Origin of the sequence: Corynebacterium kroppenstedtii, from assembly GCF_016894245.1 — a bacterium.
Lineage (GTDB): Bacteria > Actinomycetota > Actinomycetes > Mycobacteriales > Mycobacteriaceae > Corynebacterium.
The window spans coordinates 501,239-520,135 of sequence record NZ_CP069792.1; the positions used below are offsets into that span (position 1 = coordinate 501,239).

The 18,897-nt window shown below is 54.6% G+C and carries 12 protein-coding genes; 2 read left to right on the forward strand and 10 right to left on the reverse strand.

Going from position 1 to position 18,897, the window contains the following annotated elements; all coding sequences use genetic code 11:
- Positions 1-9 precede the first annotated feature (9 nt).
- The 3 genes from I6J23_RS02330 to I6J23_RS02340 form a co-directional block, all read right to left on the reverse strand.
- On the reverse strand, positions 10-447 hold the full coding sequence (locus tag I6J23_RS02330) for a phosphatase PAP2 family protein (RefSeq protein WP_239455021.1): 438 nt from the start codon (positions 445-447) through the stop codon (positions 10-12).
- Between the two features lie 76 nt (positions 448-523).
- A complete protein-coding gene (locus I6J23_RS02335; RefSeq protein ID WP_204582373.1) occupies positions 524-2,593 on the reverse strand; it encodes a glycosyltransferase in 2,070 nt (689 codons plus the stop codon).
- A gap of 371 nt (positions 2,594-2,964) precedes the next feature.
- Positions 2,965-3,936 (reverse strand): alpha/beta hydrolase family protein, encoded by a 972-nt coding sequence (locus I6J23_RS02340; protein WP_204582374.1) that lies wholly within the window; start codon positions 3,934-3,936, stop codon positions 2,965-2,967.
- Positions 3,937-4,354: 418 nt separating this feature from the next.
- Between I6J23_RS02340 and I6J23_RS02345 the strand changes: the two genes are divergently transcribed.
- Positions 4,355-6,658 carry a glucose PTS transporter subunit IIA gene (locus tag I6J23_RS02345; protein WP_204582375.1) on the forward strand — a complete coding sequence of 768 codons (2,304 nt, stop codon included), beginning with the start codon at positions 4,355-4,357 and terminating at the stop codon, positions 6,656-6,658.
- Here the strand turns inward: I6J23_RS02345 and I6J23_RS02350 are convergent.
- Together I6J23_RS02350 and betT are read right to left on the reverse strand one after the other, a co-directional pair.
- On the reverse strand, positions 6,642-8,174 hold the full coding sequence (locus tag I6J23_RS02350) for an aldehyde dehydrogenase family protein (protein WP_239454954.1): 1,533 nt from the start codon (positions 8,172-8,174) through the stop codon (positions 6,642-6,644). The two genes, I6J23_RS02345 and I6J23_RS02350, sit on opposite strands and share 17 nt — an antisense overlap.
- A gap of 42 nt (positions 8,175-8,216) precedes the next feature.
- Positions 8,217-10,574, reverse strand: a complete 2,358-nt coding sequence (betT, locus tag I6J23_RS02355; RefSeq protein ID WP_204582377.1) for a choline BCCT transporter BetT — start codon at positions 10,572-10,574, stop codon at positions 8,217-8,219.
- 389 nt (positions 10,575-10,963) lie between these two features.
- On the opposite strand from betT, the gene betA reads away from it, so the two are divergent.
- The gene (betA, locus tag I6J23_RS02360) at positions 10,964-12,682 is read left to right on the forward strand and encodes a choline dehydrogenase (RefSeq protein WP_204582869.1); all 1,719 of its coding nucleotides are present in this window, start codon (positions 10,964-10,966) and stop codon (positions 12,680-12,682) included.
- A gap of 123 nt (positions 12,683-12,805) precedes the next feature.
- Here betA and glf read toward each other — a convergent pair whose 3' ends face one another.
- From glf to I6J23_RS02385, 5 genes are all read right to left on the reverse strand, one after another.
- Entirely contained in the window at positions 12,806-14,005 is a 1,200-nt protein-coding gene (gene glf / locus I6J23_RS02365; RefSeq protein WP_204582378.1) for a UDP-galactopyranose mutase, read from the reverse strand.
- Positions 14,006-14,033: 28 nt separating this feature from the next.
- On the reverse strand, positions 14,034-15,452 hold the full coding sequence (galK, locus tag I6J23_RS02370) for a galactokinase (RefSeq protein WP_204582379.1): 1,419 nt from the start codon (positions 15,450-15,452) through the stop codon (positions 14,034-14,036).
- On the reverse strand, positions 15,452-16,666 hold the full coding sequence (gene galT, locus I6J23_RS02375; RefSeq protein ID WP_204582380.1) for a galactose-1-phosphate uridylyltransferase: 1,215 nt from the start codon (positions 16,664-16,666) through the stop codon (positions 15,452-15,454). The genes galK and galT overlap by 1 nt, the downstream gene beginning before the upstream one ends.
- Before the next feature lie 70 nt (positions 16,667-16,736).
- Complete coding sequence (locus I6J23_RS02380; RefSeq protein ID WP_204582381.1) at positions 16,737-17,039, reverse strand: hypothetical protein; 303 nt, start codon at positions 17,037-17,039, stop codon at positions 16,737-16,739.
- A gap of 102 nt (positions 17,040-17,141) precedes the next feature.
- Positions 17,142-18,794, reverse strand: a complete 1,653-nt coding sequence (locus I6J23_RS02385) for a sodium:solute symporter family protein (RefSeq protein WP_204582870.1) — start codon at positions 18,792-18,794, stop codon at positions 17,142-17,144.
- Positions 18,795-18,897: the final 103 nt, after the last annotated feature.

Below are 18,897 nucleotides of genomic sequence, written 5' to 3' on the forward strand. Positions count from 1 at the left end.
CACACTAGGCTACTGGTGCGTAACGGCCCGATGAATAGCTTCCGCCGATACTCCTCCTAAGAGGGCCCCGGCCGCAACATCTGTTGGATAATGCACGCCAACGGTCATCCGCGACAGCATCATAAGCGGAATCACTGTCAAAGGCACGGGAGAACTAAGAATCCGTGAGAGCTCAATCATCGCGGCTGTCGTCGATGTCGCATGTGACGAGGGAAAACTCAATTTCGAAGGAGTCTTCACCCCGATCCGCACACGCGGTCCATGGGGCCGGGGACGACGAACAATGCGCTTGAGAATCACAGATGCTGCATGGCTCCCCAACGCTGCTCCGGTCAATACTCCCCACTGGGTACGACGTTTTTCATCCACGATCATTCCGACGACACCCAAAGTCAGCCAGGCTGCGGCATGCTCACCCGCGTGGCTTAGCCCCCTGGCCAGAGGCATAACGCCCGGTTTATCCGCGATGGCGCCCTGAATGAATTCGAGCACCCGGGTTTCGTCGAAGGGATCCCCTTTGTGTTTAGCGTTCAAAGACCGTGCTCCATCCCTCGCGGCTGGTCAGCCTTGGGTGTGCCTTGCGATACATCTGGCGCATTTCAGGGAAGCGATCGTAAATTTCCTTTTGCAGACGCATCGACTCACGGGCCAGCTTCACAGCCTTGGCGCGGTTACGTTTACGGAAAACAACTCCGCGGCCATCGGCAGTAGTCACCGTAGCTCCGTCGACACGCGACATGGAGAACCAGCGAGCCTCAATCGGCGGAAGGTTAACGTCGGGGACCTCGGGGTCACCATCGCTGGGCGAAAACTGCTTTTTCACGGCCTTCGACAACGCAGACACCTTCGCAAAGGGGTTAAGAGGAATCTTTGTAAGATTCTTCGGCCCGCCCTTCGCGGGTGGAACCGCTGAGGCTGACGGCAACACGACGGCATCCGGGTATTCTTTCCGCAACTCGTTGATACGCGGGAGTGCAGTGTCAAGAATGTCAAAGAGCTGATCGGGGCCACGCAAGAAGTCCTTGATGGCTTCATTCTGAATAGCGACCGTTGAGTATTCAAGGCACATGAGATGCTTCGTTGTCGCCTTGGCCATCGACTGCAGCATGCCCAAAATGGACCCATCCTGCTCAATAGCGGCAACGATTAACCGGTTACGCAGGTGGAAATACGCCTGCCAGTCAATGGCATCATCCTTATCAGACCAGGCCATATGCCAGATCGCGATACCCGGCCACGATGCTGTGGGGAACCCTGCATGCCCGGCGCGGAGACCATATTCGCCATCATCCCACTTAATAAACAGTGGCAATGGCTGCCCAATGGCCTCTGCAACGACGCGAGGGATCATGCACATCCACCAGCCGTTATAGTCGACGTCGATACGGCGGTGCAGATCACGCGACGTAATGACGTCGCCATTGGCGTTCCGCCCATGATCTTTACGATCACGCAAGGGATATTGATAAAAGTCGTGGTCGTAGTGAACGTGGGGTGCCGAGGTCCACATGAACGAATGCCGATCAATGACCTCGCCCATGCTGTGTAAGTGGCTACGTTCTTGAAGGTTCAGCATCTGCCCGCCAACCAACATGGGCTGGCGCGCATAACGAGCAACCTGGAGTGCGCGAAGAATGGAGTCGGGCTCGATGGCGATGTCATCATCCATATAAAGAATGAAGGGAGCTTGAGTGGCTCGCTGTTTGCGTTCCTCCTCAGAACCAGCACCGCCCAGAGCCTCATACATGATGCGGGAGTAGCCACCCGATCCGCCCAGGTTTCCCTGGCGGAACTCATGGAATCGATCACCGAAGTGCTGAACAACTTCATCAAAGCCCGGCTCATCCGCAGGGTGCTTCGTTCCCTGGTCTGGCATCAAAACCGCGTCGATGACGGCGTCGACTTCCGGGTCGGAAGCAATAGCTTCTAAAGCTGCAACAGCATCGGCGGGGCGGTTGAATGTCGGGATACCCACTGTCACGGATTTGTCTTGAGGGCCGATCATCGACCCGTCGGGCATTGTCTGGGGGCCGGGTTGTTCTGGCGCGTACCACCCCGCGGCCAACAACGTGACATCCGTTTCACAGGTCAAGTCAAACCAAATCCAGCCGCCATCTTCGAAGCGATCCAGAGAGACCTCAAATTCCAGTGTCGATACAGTCGTCTCCGCAGATGAAGGCTCACCCTCGATGGTGTCCTGTGTGCTCTCCTCGGCTGTTGTCGCGTGGATATCCTCAGCAAGCACGTCGGTCATTTTGCCTTCAACAGCAATGCGTGACCCGTCAATTTTTGACCGGTAGACATCGGCGCGCGCATCGCCTTGGAGTTCGAGTTTCAAGACGACGGACTTCAGCTGAGTCCAGCGCCGCCAATACGACGCGGGGAAACCATTGAAATAGGTCTCGAAGCTGACCTCGGCGCCTGCCGGGAATGTCGCCTCTGTGCGGCTGTGGAGCACAGCACGCGACTTATTCGCCTTCGATTCGATCATGTATAGCGATCGAACATCGTGCGGCTCCCCCCTGCGAGGCAGAATAACGCGCTGAAGACGCTCCACAGCTCGACTTTTAGCCTGACTCCCGGCCTGGCTCATACTCGCTAACCCTTTCATTTCACTTCCGTCAACATCCTGAGCCTACCGCAGCTCAACAGCACGACGAGGTTCCCCAATGGTATTGGGCCAGCGCTCCGGCACCACTACTCCAGCACTGGGCCTACGACGCTGGCCTCCAGAACCACCCTCGACGCAAACACCATGCCTAGAGTACTGGTTGGCTTCGCGCAGAGCTATTTAGCGTCAGACGTGGTAGAGAATGAGGAGGAAGAGCCCATACTGCGCGGGTAAAACGGTCCATCACACCAGCGCACATTCTTCTTGATCGACGCTGTTTACACGGTGTTTATACGGCGCTATATCTCGAGGAAGTTTAATCTTTTTCACGTGCCCACTGACTAAGGATCCAGCTAATCGAAGTATGTGTCGTAATAGTCATCCAGTTTGTCAACATATTTTCGTGCTTGGCCGGGATCCGAATACAAACCGTGTCCCGAACGAGGGAAGACAAGATAGTCGTAGTGGACGTGATTATTATTAAGAGCGCTTAATAATCGGTCATGCACCTTAAAGGGCACAATTTTGTCCTTCTTTCCATATGCCATCAATATGGGGACGGAAGTAGAAGAAACGTAATGGTAAGGAGAAACGCGTTCGGCTAGGTTGCGATAAGACCCATCCGTCATGTCGTGGTCACTGAGATGCACGCCCGTCAGTTCAGTTAAGAACTTCTTTTTATCTTTCCCGTAACCTTTTATATCGCCATCTGCGTCAGCCCAATCTTCCGGCTGGAAGCTCGCGGGACCGACTTCCTGAAAAACAAACTTCAGGGGAACGGGACTGGTCTTCCCATCGCGAAAGGCGTACATCATTGCGAGAGTGCCCCCAGCGGATTCCCCTGTAATAGCCATTTGATTGACCGGGTATCCGTGCTGCGTGGCTTGTGCTACGGCAGCGTTCACACTGTTCTTGATTTCCGTGTACATTTTGTCCAGGTTTGAGGGATGATCATCCGTGTTGGTCGTGTAATTAACAGAAGCGGACACATATCCTCGGGTTGCCGCGTCTTTTGCCGAGGCAGCGTCTTTTTTATCGCCGCTGACAAACCCTCCCCCATGGATCCACACCACGAGAGGAAACTGCGAGCCGTTTTTAGCCTTGGCTTTTCCACTCTGGTTTTTCTTACTTTTGGGAAGGTATAGATCAAAGTCGTTCTGGACCTCGTCGCCATACTTAAGGTCCTTCACCACTGAATATGAATCCGGATTATTTTTAAATGTTCTACTCAACACATCAATACGCGTACAGAAATAATAAGCGGTTACGGCAGCCACAACAAGAACAATAAAAACATAGAGAATACCCCAAGCGACTTTCTTCACTATAGGCCTCCTAGCATATTATCCAGATAAAGCCTGAAACCCAGATAAATCAGAAGGCCGAGTACTAGCCCTATAACCACACACAAAATAATCCGGGTGATTCGGTATGACAATGCTTGTTTAACCCAACCCATACCATTCCTCTTCCCTCACATGCCCTCTTCCTTCGCATGTGACCCATGAAGGCTGAATTTCCATCCTACGGGCGTAATCCCACGCTGACCCCACGATGACCGAGCGATGGTCGAGCGCGGACCACATCTGGACTTTGGATCCTTGTTAGATCGCTTTCCTAAAAGGATAGAGGAAATAAACCTCTACAGGCTTTCGCCTCAGTGAGGACCAGGTCAATACACTCCATTCCGAGTGATGAAGACCTCACTTGATTCGCGCGTTGGGTGCAACCACCATAGGTTGTATGACAAGTACCGCGCGCTCGTCCTCGCGTAAAAATCCTGAGGCCACCCAGCGGCCAGATTCACTCCCGATCACGGCCGGCGACCCGTCGTCGGCGGCGTCGAGAAATAAGTTTCACAAACCCGACTTTTCCCAGCTCCAGCGGTTGGGCAAAAGCCTCATGCTCCCCATTGCGCTCCTGCCCGCAGCGGGAATACTCCTCCGATTAGGTCAAGACGACCTCCTCGGAAGGATCAAAACTCCCGTCATCGGGCCTTTTTTCGAGGCGATGAGCGCCGCCGGCCAAGCGCTTTTCTCCCAACTCCCCCTGCTCTTTGCCGTCGGCGTAGCTATTGGATTCGCTAAGAAAGCCGATGGGTCAACAGCCCTAGCGGCCGTCGCCGGCTACCTCGTGATGGGGGCAGTGTTCAAACAGATGTCACCGCTTGTCCTCGCCGGAGTCACAGATTCCGCAGGCGACCAAGCCCTCATCGATTACAGCGTGTTCGGTGGTATCGTCGTCGGCCTGCTCACCGCGTGGCTCTACGACAAGTATCACGACATTAAACTGCCATCCTACCTTGGGTTTTTCGGCGGACGTCGATTTGTACCCATCGTCGTCTCAGTAACGACGCTGATCACCGGATTTGTTCTGTCGTACATTTACCCCATTTTTAACGAAGGTCTAACAGCGATTGGGCGCTTCATCGGCGGAACGGGTGCATTAGGGGCATTTGTCTACGGATTTGCTAACCGAATGCTCATTCCGCTGGGGCTCCACCACATTCTGAACACCTACGTGTGGTTTATCTACGGTGATTACACCGGACCTGACGGAACTGTTTCCGGCGAGCTCTCTCGCTTCGCCGCAGGTGACCACTCCGCGGGGCTGCTCACCTCCGGTTTTTATCCCATTCTGATGTTCGGCCTCCCCGCAGCAGCGCTGGCCATGATTCACACAGCAAAGAAAGGACAAAAAGCGACGGCGATCGGCATCCTCTCGGCCGCCGGGCTGACGGCTTTCTTCACCGGCGTCACCGAACCGCTCGAATTCGCGTTTATGTTCTTGGCGTTCCCCCTCTACGTCGTCCATGCGGTACTCACAGGGTTATCTCTGGCTATTGCGGAGCTGCTGAACATCCACCTGGGATTCTCGTTCTCTGCCGGACTACTCGATTTGATTCTCTACGGCACGGCCCCTGCTGCACACAACATTCCTCTTCTTATTGGTCAAGGGGTCGCGTTCGCTGTCCTGTACTACGTCATATTCCGTTTCACCATCGTGCATTGGAACCTTCACACGCCAGGCCGAGCGGACGCTACGGTCGGCGCAGCTAGCAGCCCGAGTGAGTCAGGATCAGGAAATGGCGCTAGGACGTCGAACACGGATCCGTCTGCGATCTCCTCTCCCATCACCGGTGAACCGGCAACATCCGCTTCCCCATCGTCACGGGCGGAAGAGCTTATTGACGCTTTCGGTGGCCGGCAGAACCTCGCAAACGTGGATGCATGCATTACTCGGCTCCGCATGGAAGTGAACAACCCCGCGGCCGTCGACAAGAACAAGCTCCAAGCGTTAGGCGCATCTGGGGTCATGGAGATCGGAACTAGTGTCCAAGCCGTCTTCGGGACAGAGTCCGATGTACTTAAAGACGAAATTAACGCAGCTCTGGCTGTTGCTACCCCGGCAAAACACTCAGAGCCGACGCCGGATTCAGCGACACCCGAACACGCTACTTACAACGCGATAGACAACGCGGCATCCGACAGCGCGACCACGGGAGGCTCCACAGGCTCGGCCTCAGCAGACTCACGCTCCACGAGCTCACATCCGACGGAATCTCACGGACAACTGGAGGTTCGCGCGCCACTCCCCGGAACAGTTATTCCACTCTCGCAGGTAGAAGATGAAACGTTCGCATCGGAAACAGTGGGCCGTGGCCTCGCTATATGCCCGGAAGATGGCGTACTCGAAGCCGTCGCCCCCGTCAGCGGCCGCATCATGCAGCTGTTCCCGCATGCCTTCGCCATCATGACCGACGACCGCATCGGCGTCCTCGTGCACTTAGGTATCGATACCGTCGAATTAAACGGCCAAGGATTCACGGTGCACGCCAAGAAAGGCGACCGCGTTGTTCAAGGTCAGCCGATCGTGACATACGACGTACCCGCCGTCGCAGCAGCCGGCCGACCCACCACGGTTCCTGTTGTGGTGATGGATAGCCGGCGGATGGAGATAACCATGGCATCCGAACCGACGGAGAACGCATCAGTCACGACCATGCGGCCACTGTTCTCCGTCGACAGGACTACTCCTCGGGGCTAAACCACCCGGTCACGGCTGGCGTCGTGTTGAGGTAAATGTGCTTCGGCTCGGTGTATTCCTCCAGGCCAGTAGGGCCGAGCTCGCGGCCCATACCGGACTGGCCGAAGCCACCCCACTCTGCCTGCGGCAAGTAGGGGTGGAAATCATTAATCCAGATCGTCCCGTGCCGTAAACCGCGCGCAACGCGCTCTGCACGGCCCGCATCGGAGGTCCACACAGCTCCGGCCAGTCCATAGTTGGTGTCATTCGCAATGCGGATGGCTTCCTCTTCCGTCGAGAATGTCTCCACCGTCACCGTCGGACCGAAGGCCTCATCGTGAACACAATCCATCTCTTGAGTGCAGTGATCAATCACCGTCGGCAAATAGAACCAACCGTCATCCAATGACGCACTGCCATCGGCCGTTGGGCCGGTACCAAAAGCACCGCCACACCGCACGCGGGCGCCTTGCTCGCGAGCATGTGCCACATAATTCGATACCTTCTCGCGATGCGCCTCCGAGATTAACGCACCCGTCTCCGCTTTCTGGTCAAACGGGCCTCCCAAGCGAACCTTTTCTGCACGAGCAACAAGGTCTGTCACGAAACGCTCCGCAATAGACTCTTCGACAACAAGCCGAGCCCCCGCCGAGCACACCTGACCGGAGTGGACGAACGCAGCATTCATCGCGTTATCCAGTGCAGCGTCGTAGTCGGCATCCGCGAACACGACGTTCGGGTTTTTACCGCCCAGTTCAAGAGCTATCTTCTTCACTGTGAGAGAAGCTTCAGAGGCCAGATGGCGGCCGGTCTCTAACCCACCCGTGAACGACACCATATCGACACGCGGGTCACTTGATAATGGTGCACCAGCCGATTTACCAGCGCCAGTGATCAGGTTCCCTGCCCCCTTCGGCAACCCGGCCTTATCCATCACATCGAGAAGCAGCATTGACGTATGAGGAGTCAGCTCAGCGGGCTTCAGAACGAAGGTGTTCGCCGCCGCCACGCAGGGCGCAACTTTCCACGCAACCTGAAGGAGCGGGTAATTCCATGGGGTAATCAGCCCGCACACCCCAACCGGTTCACGCACAATACGTGAGCTTATCGACGTGTCACCAGCGTCAACGACGCGTCCGGCGTCGTTGCCGGCGAGCTTGCCGAAGTAACGGAAGCACCCGATGATGTCATCCATATCGGCATTCGATTCCATCAGACGCTTGCCCGTGTCCAAGGACTCCGCAAGCGCGAATTCGTCCTTGCGCTCCTCAATACCGTCCGCGACGGCGAGGAGAAGCTGGCCGCGATCAAAGCCCGACCATCCTGACCACACGCCCGAGTCGAATGCCTCACGAGCGGCGGCGATAGCGCGGTCGGTGTCCTCCGCCGATGCCTCAGAGACCACGCCCACTGCCTGATTGTTAGCAGGGCAGGTGATCGTCCGCGTCTCACCGTCTGTTGCAGAACCCCATTCGCCATTGATGAACAACGATTTCGGCTCGGCTGCCGGCGTCGGGGCAGTTTTCATTCGCGTCATTGATTGCGACATAAAGTGTCTGCACTCACTTTCCTATGATCGTTATTTTTCGCTCTGTGAAGCGGCTGAGCTCTGTTGTGACGCAGAGGACGAGTGACCGACTGTAGTCGATTCCTCCATGGAGTCCGACGAATCCGTCTCCTCTTGTTTTTCACTTCTCACAGAACTGCCTGTTGTAGCGGCACTGTCCGCAGCATAGTCGGAATAATCATCCACCCATTCAACAACCGGATCGGCATTATCCGACAAGTCAGAACCGCCCGGAAGGTCGGATTGAAGGTGAAGGAATTCCATATGCCTCTCATACAAATCTAAAACGTTTTCAATGAGCTGAGATTCCGTATAACCATAAACGTCATACCCCAGCGATCCAGTGAGGGTGAAGATTTCCAACCGGTAATACAGTTCTTCACTGTCACTATCCAGATGGATGCGACCGGCAAACGACGGCATTGGGTACTGCGTGGGATAAATCTGATAGCGGAAGTCTTTATCGCTTCCGAACTTCACGCGGAAGTCAAGCTGAGCCAGGCCCAGGCCCTCCACAATTGACCGCGTGTACTCAACATCCGCACCGCGTTCCTTACACGCCTTCGCCACTTTGTCTAGAGCAGGGGCGGCAACGTTATCAATGTACGTCTCTACCTGGGTATACGACGGGAATGACATGGCTCGGTTGAGGCGTTTCCTCCAATTCATTCCCGCTTCCGCAGGAGCAGCACGGCTAGACATTGCTCCGTGTAAGGCACGAGCACTCGATTTGGATTGCAGTAACTCTAAACGTAATGACTTAAACAAGCTGTACATCACGAGATACATGACGATGGCGAATGGCAATCCCATAATGATCGTTGCGTTTTGCAGCGCGGGAATACCGTCGACGAACAGCATAGATATGGTGAGGACACCAACGGCGGCCGCCCAGAAAATACGAGACCACGCCCGTCCATCTTGCTGGGAGTCCGTAATTTTCGACGTGAAGTTACTCATAACCAGGGCGGCGGAGTCCGCAGAGGTGATGTAGAGCAACAGGCCGATCAGCGACGCTGCCCCCATCACAATCATGCCGGCCGGATACTGCCCCAGCAGGAGGTAGAACGCGCGCTCTGGTTTATCAACTGCCATATGGCCAAAGTCGCTATCTCCGTGAATAACTTTATCCAGAGCGGAATTCCCGAAAAAGGACACCCAAAGCAGGACGAATAAAAATGGTACGGACATCGTACCGACGACGAACTGACGTAGACTGCGTCCGCGCGAAATACGTGCCAGGAATAGACCGATGAAGGGGGCCCATGCCACCCACCATGCCCAGAAGAACAGCGTCCATGAGTTCAGCCATTCTTGGGCACCAGAGAAGGCGTAGGTATCCATCGTCATGCCGGGGAACTTCGAGACATATTCGCCAACATTCATAACCAAAGCGTCGAAGAGGAATGCTGTTCGGCCTGTGACCAGGATGTAGAGCATCAACCCGATAGCGAGGAGCACGTTGATCTCTGAGAGCCGTTTAATTCCTTTATCGACACCGGACACTGCAGAAATCGTGGCCACCGCAACAGCTAACACGATCAGGCCTATCTGCCAGGCCAAGTTTTCGGGAAAGTTAAAAAGTACCTTGAGCCCGTAATTGAGCTGAACAACGCCGATGCCCAACGATGTGGCGACACCGAAAACCGTGCCCAACATAGCCGCAATATCGACGGCATCACCGGCGGGGCCATGGATCCTCTTGCCGATAAGTGGGTAGAGTGCAGATCGGATGGATAAGGGCATATTCAGGCGGTACGCAAAGTACCCAAAGGCCATTCCCATTAACGCGTAGAGGGCCCACCCGGTGATCCCGTAGTGGAACAGGGTGAAGACAACGGCTTGACGTGCAGCTTCAATACTTTCACCATCCCCTGAGGGCGGGTGATAATACTGACTAACCGGTTCTGCCACCGAGAAGAACAACAGATCAATGCCGATACCTGCGGCAAAAAGCATGGATGCCCAGGAGAAGAGACCGAACTGCGGTTTAGCATGGTCCGGCCCCAATTTGATGAGGCCCGCACGGGTGATGGCGACGCCCAGCATAAACAGCACAGCCACCGTGGCGGTGAGGATATAGAACCATCCAGCATTCTTCGACACTGTTCCGACGATGTTCGTCAGTACGGACAGCGCGTTATCGGGAGTCAGTATCGCCCACAGCGCAATACAGATGATGAGAACGCCGGAAATGATAAATACCGGCCAGTTCACATCTGGCGGGTCTATCGTCCGGGTTGGTTGAGACCCTCCGACTACCTGATTTTTCGTCGGGTCTTTTTTCCCTGTGCCATTGTCGTCCGCATCCTCACGGTCAGGGATTGTCGACGTCTTTCTGGCTGAAATAGAACTCTCCAATCGGCCCATGCGTCTCTTCCTTCAGTTTTTCTGGGACCGTATGAGTATAAACAATTTAGATAAAAAATGTAGTCGGTCACATTTCAAAAGAGTTGTCACAATATGCATAGCTACTGTTCAAACGCTTTTTCGGGGTATTAAATACACATTTTCATCTTGATATTTTCGTCTATTTTTGATATTCTGATTATCCATTATAAACGGGATACACGACCGAAAATGCGCAAGAAATGAGCTGCACTAATTCTACTGCGCTATTTTGCTGACGTGATCTCCGATACCCATGGCCATCACACGGCGCATCGGCGCCCTACGTATGCATTCTAGGCAAGGAGGATCTCTACGTGAGTTCGTTTGCTTCTCGGCTGGAGTCCGCAGCCGCATCGGCTGGCTCAAGGATTGGCAAGCTTTTCCCCAGGTCCGGTTCAACGGTGGAACACCGCGACGTCGTTATCGTGGGCGCTGGTTCTGCCGGTTCCGTGTTGGCTAACCGGCTGTCATCAGACTTCTCGACGTCGGTCATGGTGCTAGAGGCAGGCAGGAACGACTCCCTGTGGGATCTCTACATCCACATGCCATCCGCATTCTCATTCCCCATCGGCAATAAGCATTACGACTGGGAATACGAATCTGTTCCCGAGCCGGAAATGCACGGCCGTCGGATCTATCACGCCCGCGGCAAGGTCGTCGGTGGTTCGTCCTCGATTAATGGGCAAATTTTCCAGCGCGGTAACCCAATGGATTACGAGAAGTGGGGCAAGCGCGATGGATTAGAAAAGTGGGATTGGAAATACTGCCTCCCTTACTTCAAGCGCATGGAAACGGCGCTGGGGTCCCCCGATGACGATCCCCGCCGTGGGCACAATGGCCCCCTGCGTATGAAGCGCGGCCCGGCAACATCGCCCCTGTTCAAGGCGTTCTTCAAGTCCATCGAGCAGGCGGGCTATAACTACACGCCGGATGTTAACGGGTACCGCCAGGAAGGTTTCGGCCCGTTCGACGCGAATATCGATCGTGGGCGTCGCCTTTCCGCTGCCCGCGCCTATCTTCACCCCGTCCTGGATCGCGACAACTTAGAGCTCCGCACCCGCGCGAATGTTCGTCGCATTCTCTTCGAAGGTACGAAAGCCGTGGGCGTCGAGTATGACTGGCATGGCCGTACCCACCAGGTCCGCGCGGATAAAGTGATCCTGTGTGGTGGGGCAATCAATTCGCCGCAGTTACTGCAGGTGTCGGGCGTCGGCAATAAAGATTTGCTGAACAAGGTCGGCGTCAACGTCGTTAAGGATTTGCCGGGTGTCGGCGAGAACTTGCAGGACCACCTGGAAGTGTATGTTCAGTACAACTGCACCAAACCCGTGTCTGCTCAGCGCTACTTGGATAAGTGGCGGTGGCCAATGCTGGGCTTGCAGTGGTTGACGACTCATAAAGGCCCGGTGGCAACATCGCATTTCGAAGCTGGTGGGTTCGCGCGTTCTAATGACAACGAGGACTACCCAAACCTCATGTTCCACTTCCTGCCCTTGGCCATGCGCTATGACGGCACGAAGCCGGAGGGTGACGACGGATTCCAGTTCCACGTCGGCCCGATGTATTCGGATGCCAGGGGATATGTGCGGATCACTGCGCCCACAGTGGATACAAAGCCGGATATTTTGTTCAACTACCTGTCGACGGAACAGGACCGTCGCGAGTGGGTTGAGGCTATCAAGGTGTCACGCAAGCTGCTGGATACCCCGGCAATGAAGGAATACACCGACGGGGAGATTTCTCCTGGCTCTGCGATACAAACCGACGAAGAGATTCTCGAATGGGTTCGGAATGACGCGGAGACCGCGCTGCACCCGTCCTGCACATGCGCGATGGGGCCGGACAGTGACCCTATGTCTGTGGTAGATCCCTCTACCATGCAGGTTCACGGTACGGATGGTCTTTATGTTGTCGACGCTTCCGTCATGCCGTCTATTCCGAATGGCAATATTTACGCACCGACGATGATGATCGCTGAAAAAGCGTCGGACATCATTGCGGGCAAGACTCCTCTTGCCGCTGATGAGACCCCGTTTTACCACGTCAAGCGTGGCGATCCGCTCAATCCGCCAGAGCAAGAGAAGTAGATAGCCAAGCTGTGTAGACAGCTAGGTTGAGAGTCAGCGGGTGGCACTGGGAATGTAACCAGGTACCACCCGCTGATTTTTATGTAGAGGGAGAATGCCCCACTCTAAGCCTGATCTCGGCACCTACGCTTCGATGGGCTGGCCATCCTCAAAGAACGGCATCAATTTGTTATCGACCATGGACAGGGCAGATCCGATAGCCATGTGCATGTCCAGGTAACGGTAAGTGCCAAGGCGGCCACCGAAGAGAACGTTGTGATCGTGGGCCTCTTTCGCTGCGAGGTCACGATAAGCCAACAGTTTGTCGCGGTCTTCGGGAGTGTTAATCGGATAGTACGGTTCGTCGGTATTCTCGGCGAAGCGGCTGTATTCCTTCATGATGACCGTTTTGTTTCGCGGGTACCGGTCTTTCCGCTCGGGGTGGAAGTGACGGAATTCATGGATGCGGGTGTATTTCACGTCGGCATCGTTGTAATTCATGACCGGCGTGCCTTGGAAGTCTCCGGTCTCAAGCACTTCTGTTTCAAAATCGAGGGTGCGCCATCCTAAGCGCCCCTCAGAGTAGTTGAAATACCTGTCAAGCGGCCCGGTATAGATGACGGGGGCCTTGGGTGACGCTGCGCGGAGTTCATCGCGAACCTCAAACCAATCGGTGTTCAGGCGGACCGTGATGTTGTCGTGGTCGGCCATGCGTTCCAGCCAGGCGGTATATCCGTCGACGGGAAGCCCCTCATAGGTATCGTTGAAGTATCGGTTGTCGAAGTTATACCGGACCGGCAGTCGCGAAATGTTCCCCGCCGGCAGTTCCTTCGGGTCTGTTTGCCACTGCTTGGCGGTGTAATCACGTACGAACGCTTCGTACAATGGCCGCCCGATCAGAGAGATCGCCTTTTCTTCCAGGTTCTTCGCCTTGGCCGGGTCCAGCCCATCGGTCTGATCTTTAATGAGCTGGCGTGCTTCATCAGGACTGTAATACCGTCCGAAGAATTGGTTGATCAGCCCGAGGCCCATGGGAAACTGGTACGCCGTGCCCTTGTGCATGGCGAACACACGGTGCTGGTAATTGGTGAAGTCAGTGAATTGGTTGACGTAGTTCCACACGCGCTCATTTGAGGTGTGGAAAAGGTGGGCACCATATTTGTGGATCTCTATGCCCGTCTCCGGCTCGGCCTCCGAATAGGCATTTCCGCCAATATGCTCGCGTTTTTCTACGATGAGCACTTTCTTGCCGGCGCTTGCCATGCGTTCAGCGATGGTGAGCCCGAAGAATCCGGATCCGACCACAAAAAGGTCATATTCACTAGTGTTCGAGGTGACAGTCACGGTTAAAGCCTATCTTTCGTTCGCTGGGTTACACCAGCCGTCGGGCACCCGCAGCCGGGGTGATCGCCAAGAATGTGGGGTTCGGTAAATCCTTGTCGACGGTTCGCTGGTGAATCTCCTGTGCAACCGCAGTGATGCGTTCCGTGGGGACGAGAGCGATGATGCTTCCGCCGAATCCTCCTCCGGTCATGCGGGCCCCCACGGCACCTGCGTCGAGAGCCGCGTCACGGGCCGAGTTCAGTTCCGGTGTAGATACGTCGTAGAGGTCGCGGAGGGATTCGTGACTCTCATTCATGAGCCGCCCAAATCCTTTCCAGTTCTTGCTGTTGAGGGCGTCTTGGGCGCGCCGGGTGCGGGCGGTTTCGTCAACAACATGTGTGACGCGCAGGCGTGCAACCTCTGGCGTGACCGTGGATTCGTCGGTTTCCGCCCAGGAGGCTGCGGCGGCGATGGGATCGTCGATGTCGAGCAGAGAGGATGCACCTGCATGTGCGGTGACGGCGTCGATAACGCCTCGTCGCGAGGCATATTGCCCATCGGACAGCGAGTGAGGCGCGTTGGTGTCGGCCACCACGAACGCGAGCCCATCGGATTCAACGTCACACGCGACTTGATTGACGACGTTGGTGCGGAAATCAATGGCTAAAGCATGGCCTGGCGTAGCCAGGAGGGAACTTCGCTGGTCTAGTCCACCCGTCGACGCGCCGACCACGTCATTTTCTGCGCGGATCGCGGCATCGATGAGGAGTTGGTAGGTCGCCTGGTCGAGGGGTGCCTCTGGAGCGGCGAGTTCGCGGGCAGCTAAAACCGCGGAACACTCCAACGCAGCTGAGCTTGAGAGCCCTGATCCCAGCGGAACATCCGAAATAAGGGCGAGATCTAGCCCGTTGCCATGCTGGTCGGATGAAGGTATCGCACCGTTCTGGTGGCCAGCCCATATCGTTCCCACAATGTATCCGGACCAATCCGCTGGATGACCTGGGCCAACATCCGCGAGCGCAACGGTGGTGCGTAGCGCCTCAGGGTGTGTGGGAGACGAATTCGCCTCATCTGACCCCGTTGCGTCGTCTTCGAATTCCGCTGTGACGCTTAGGTTTTCCGTTGCGGCTACCGGCGGAAGAGAAACAATCGAGATAGTGTCGTCGGTGCGACGACGCGCCGCGACGGCGGTGACATGTGGCAATGCAAAGGGGATGGATACTCCGCCTGCGTAATCAACGTGATCACCAATGAGGTTCACGCGGCCGGGAGCGGCCCACACACCATCGGGCTTGCCACCAAATGTCTCGGTAAACAACGCAGTGGCGTCGGCAATAAGTTGTTGATCACTACGGGCCTGAGCCCAGTTGAGCGCCTGGGGATGGTGTGATGTGTGTGAAGAGGTTGCCTTCGCTTGTGTTGCCGGCGCCTGCGGTTTTTCTGTTGGCTCCGTGTGTGAATTTGCCATTATTTGTCGTCCCAAATCTCTCTGAATCGTTGAGCAATACGTTCGGGGGTGGTGTCGTTGATCCAGAAACCCATTCCGGATTCGGAGCCCGCCAAATATTTCAACCTATGGGGAGACCGCATTAAGGAGAACAATTGAAGGTGGAGCCGAACATGGTCACGGTCTTCCGGCACTGTGGGCGCTTGATTCCAGGACGCGATATATGGTGTTCGTTCAACTCCATCGAAGAACTTATCGACGGCGGTGTAGAGCCTCTTCAATAGCGGAGCGAGATCTGCGCGCTCTTCCTGGGACAATGCATCAAAATCCGGCACCGAACGTCGTGGCATAACCATGACCTCCAAAGGCCATTTCGCGGCAGCGGGAACGAAAACGACGAAATGATCGGTGCGATCAATAATTCTGGTTCCCTCTTCTAATTCGGCGGAGAGAAGATCAGCAAACAGATCACTACCGTTTTCTTCACGATATATCTTGGAAGAGTGAACGATATTTCGAATACGTGGTGGGATTTCTGGGTAGGAATAAATCTGCCCATGGGGGTGCTGCAAGGTCACACCAATTTCTTCGCCACGATTTTCAAATGGATAGACGTGCCGAACTTCCGGAATTGCGGATAACGCTTTCGTCCGATGTGCCCATGCTTCGATAACCGTTCGGATTCTGCTAACAGGTAAGTCTTTAAAAGAACCAGAAATGTCCGGTGTAAAGCAGATAACCTCGCATCGTGCTAAAGCAGGACGGTGGGGAACCATTCCGTTATCCACGAGCGCGCCATTGTCGGCACTATGCTCACCTTTTCCCTCATTCTTCCCCTGATCCGCAGTCATCCGAGACATGTGCATACTGAACGAGGGGAACCGATTTTCAAAGACAACCACGTCATAGTCCGGCGATGGAATTTCTGTGGGCAGATGATCCGGAACAGTGGGAGCTAAAGGATCCTCATTAGCGGGCGGCATAAATGTTCTATTCATGCGGTGGCTCGCGTAAGCGACCCACTCCCCCGACAGCGGATCACGCCGAATCTCCGAATCGGTTTTTGCGTGCGGCAATTCGCGTGAATCCGTCAGGATACGTTTCACAGAACCATTGAGAACCTCTGGGTCGTCATCGAAATAGATCAGTTCCCTTCCATCAGCCAGCGTCATCGACGTTACTGAATACGGATGATCCGAATTATTATTCAATCTTTCACCACTTATGGAATTCATTTGCTGTTCTTCATCCATCACATGTTCCGGATCAGCTATTACAGATCACTGTTTACCCAGCTATTCACCGTCATCCACGGTCGGTTTCGTCGTCATGAACGATCTTTGATTCATCGACAATAATGGGTTTGAGTTTTGCCCAAGCCACAAAAATACCGGAGACAACCAGTAACCCGATTCCGACCCATAAATTATCTGTTGCAGACTTAGATGCTCCCGTATCTGGGTTCGTTCCTGGATCGAGCGCAAAACTACAGATCACAAGAACAAGTCCGTATATCCCTAAAAGAATGGCGATCACTGTCCGGATATCAAAAGCTCCAGCTTTATGTTTCTCCGGTGTTCTCGCGGGAGTTGATGTGTGTTCAGTCATCGTACTCAACGCCTTTCTTACTTTTCTTCCAGCTGTAACTAGTCGTGTTCCTTATTGTCCGACACGACAGTGATTCGGTCATTAGCACATCACATTCCTCGGTTATGCGAATGCGACGTTGAGCGCGATGACCAAAACCAAACACAATAGTCCCAACGGTACGGTCCGGTGATACCACGGTTGTTCTGCTTCCGTGGTGTCCACCAACTGGGCTTTCGGCGTAACAGAACGGACAAAGCCCACTAATTCTTCATCAGGTTTGGGCTTCGTCACCATCGTCACGAGGATCGATACGACAATATCGGTTGCGAAGGCAATCGACGCTGCAACGAATGCGACTCCTTGCCCGGGGAGGCTGACCACGGGAGAGGACCCCAACGACAATCCCCAGAAGACGACGGCGGCAAGCGTACCGGTCACTAGTCCTACCCAACCAGCAGTAGGTGTCATCCTCTTCCAAAACATACCCAAAATGAAGGTGGCAAACAGCGGGGCGTTAAAGAAACCAAACAACGTTTGAAGGTAATCCATGACGTTACCGAAATTCATTGCAACCAATGCAGTCCCCACGGCAATAACCGCAGCAAGGATCGTCGCAATCCGCCCAAACTTTAGGTAGTATTCGTCGTCACGATCTTTAACCACATATGTCTGCCAAATGTCATAACTCATGACGGTATTGAAAGCAGAAATATTTGCCGCCATTCCGGCCATAAATGCAGCCAAGAGACCCGCAATTGCGACGCCTAAGAGTCCATTGGGCAATAAATCACGCATCAAATAAAGGATGGCGTCATTGGGTTCTGCGGTCTCATCTTTAATAGGCGTGACAAGAACCGAGGCGACCATACCGGGAATAACCACAACGAAGGGGATCAGCATCTTCGGAAATGCGCCGATAATCGGTGTTTTCCGTGCTGAACTCAACGATTCCGAGGCCATGGCACGCTGAACCTCAACGAAATTTGTTGTCCAATAACCAAATGACAGAACGAAACCAAGACCGAACGCAATACCAATTGCAGAGACGATGGGGTTATCAAACCCCGAAATATCCTGCCCAGGCCACGTATGGAAATGAGATTCGGCGTTCAGTGCACCTTTCAATCCTCCCCAACCGCCGACACGATGGAGACCAATCAATGTCAAAGGAAGGAGCGCTGCAACAATAACGAAGAATTGAAGAACCTCGTTATAAATTGCGGCGGAGAGCCCACCCAACGTGATATATGACAGAACGATAACTGCCGCGACCAATAGGGTGACCCACAGAGGCCATCCCAGAAGTGAATTGACCACTTTTGCTAGAAGCAGGAGGTTCACACCGGCGATGAGGAGCTGAGCCAGGGCAAATGATATGGCGTTGACCAGGTGTGCCGTCGGCCCGAACCGTTTGAGCATGAACTCGGGGACCGAGCGCACTTTGGAGCCATAATAAAAAGGCATCATAACGATGCCTAAGAAAACCATGGCAGGAACAGCGCCAATCCAGAAATACTGCATTGTTTGCATTCCGTACTGGACGCCATTGGCAGAGTGACCAATGATTTCAACCGCACCTAGGTTGGCGGAAATAAAAGCCAAACCTGTTACCCAGGATGGCAGTCCCCGGCCAGAGAGGAAGAAATCAATGGAACTCGATACCCTCGCCCGGGCTGCCCACCCGATTCCCAAAACAAAAACAAAGTAGAGCGCTACCAGTGAGTAATCCACCCAACTGGCATCAAGGCGGAGCACAGATTCCGCCACGACCATAGTCTCCATGCGCGTGTCCTATTCTTTCTGGATTATCGATATGTATTTCTCACGCCTGTTATGGGGTTAAGTGCACCGTAGGTGACGCGGCACTACGTCCCGG

Excerpts from the sequence above, each read along its gene's own strand:
- I6J23_RS02330 (WP_239455021.1), bottom strand. The coding sequence starts at position 447 with ATGCCTCTGGCCAGGGGGCTAAGCCACGCGGGTGAGCATGCCGCAGCC.
- I6J23_RS02335 (WP_204582373.1), bottom strand. The coding sequence starts at position 2,593 with ATGAGCCAGGCCGGGAGTCAGGCTAAAAGTCGAGCTGTGGAGCGTCTT.
- I6J23_RS02345 (WP_204582375.1), top strand. The coding sequence starts at position 4,355 with ATGACAAGTACCGCGCGCTCGTCCTCGCGTAAAAATCCTGAGGCCACC.
- I6J23_RS02350 (WP_239454954.1), bottom strand. The coding sequence starts at position 8,174 with ATGACGCGAATGAAAACTGCCCCGACGCCGGCAGCCGAGCCGAAATCG.
- betT (WP_204582377.1), bottom strand. The coding sequence starts at position 10,574 with ATGGGCCGATTGGAGAGTTCTATTTCAGCCAGAAAGACGTCGACAATC.
- galK (WP_204582379.1), bottom strand. The coding sequence starts at position 15,452 with ATGGCAAATTCACACACGGAGCCAACAGAAAAACCGCAGGCGCCGGCA.
- galT (WP_204582380.1), bottom strand. The coding sequence starts at position 16,666 with ATGAATTCCATAAGTGGTGAAAGATTGAATAATAATTCGGATCATCCG.
- I6J23_RS02380 (WP_204582381.1), bottom strand. The coding sequence starts at position 17,039 with ATGACTGAACACACATCAACTCCCGCGAGAACACCGGAGAAACATAAA.
- I6J23_RS02385 (WP_204582870.1), bottom strand. The coding sequence starts at position 18,794 with ATGGTCGTGGCGGAATCTGTGCTCCGCCTTGATGCCAGTTGGGTGGAT.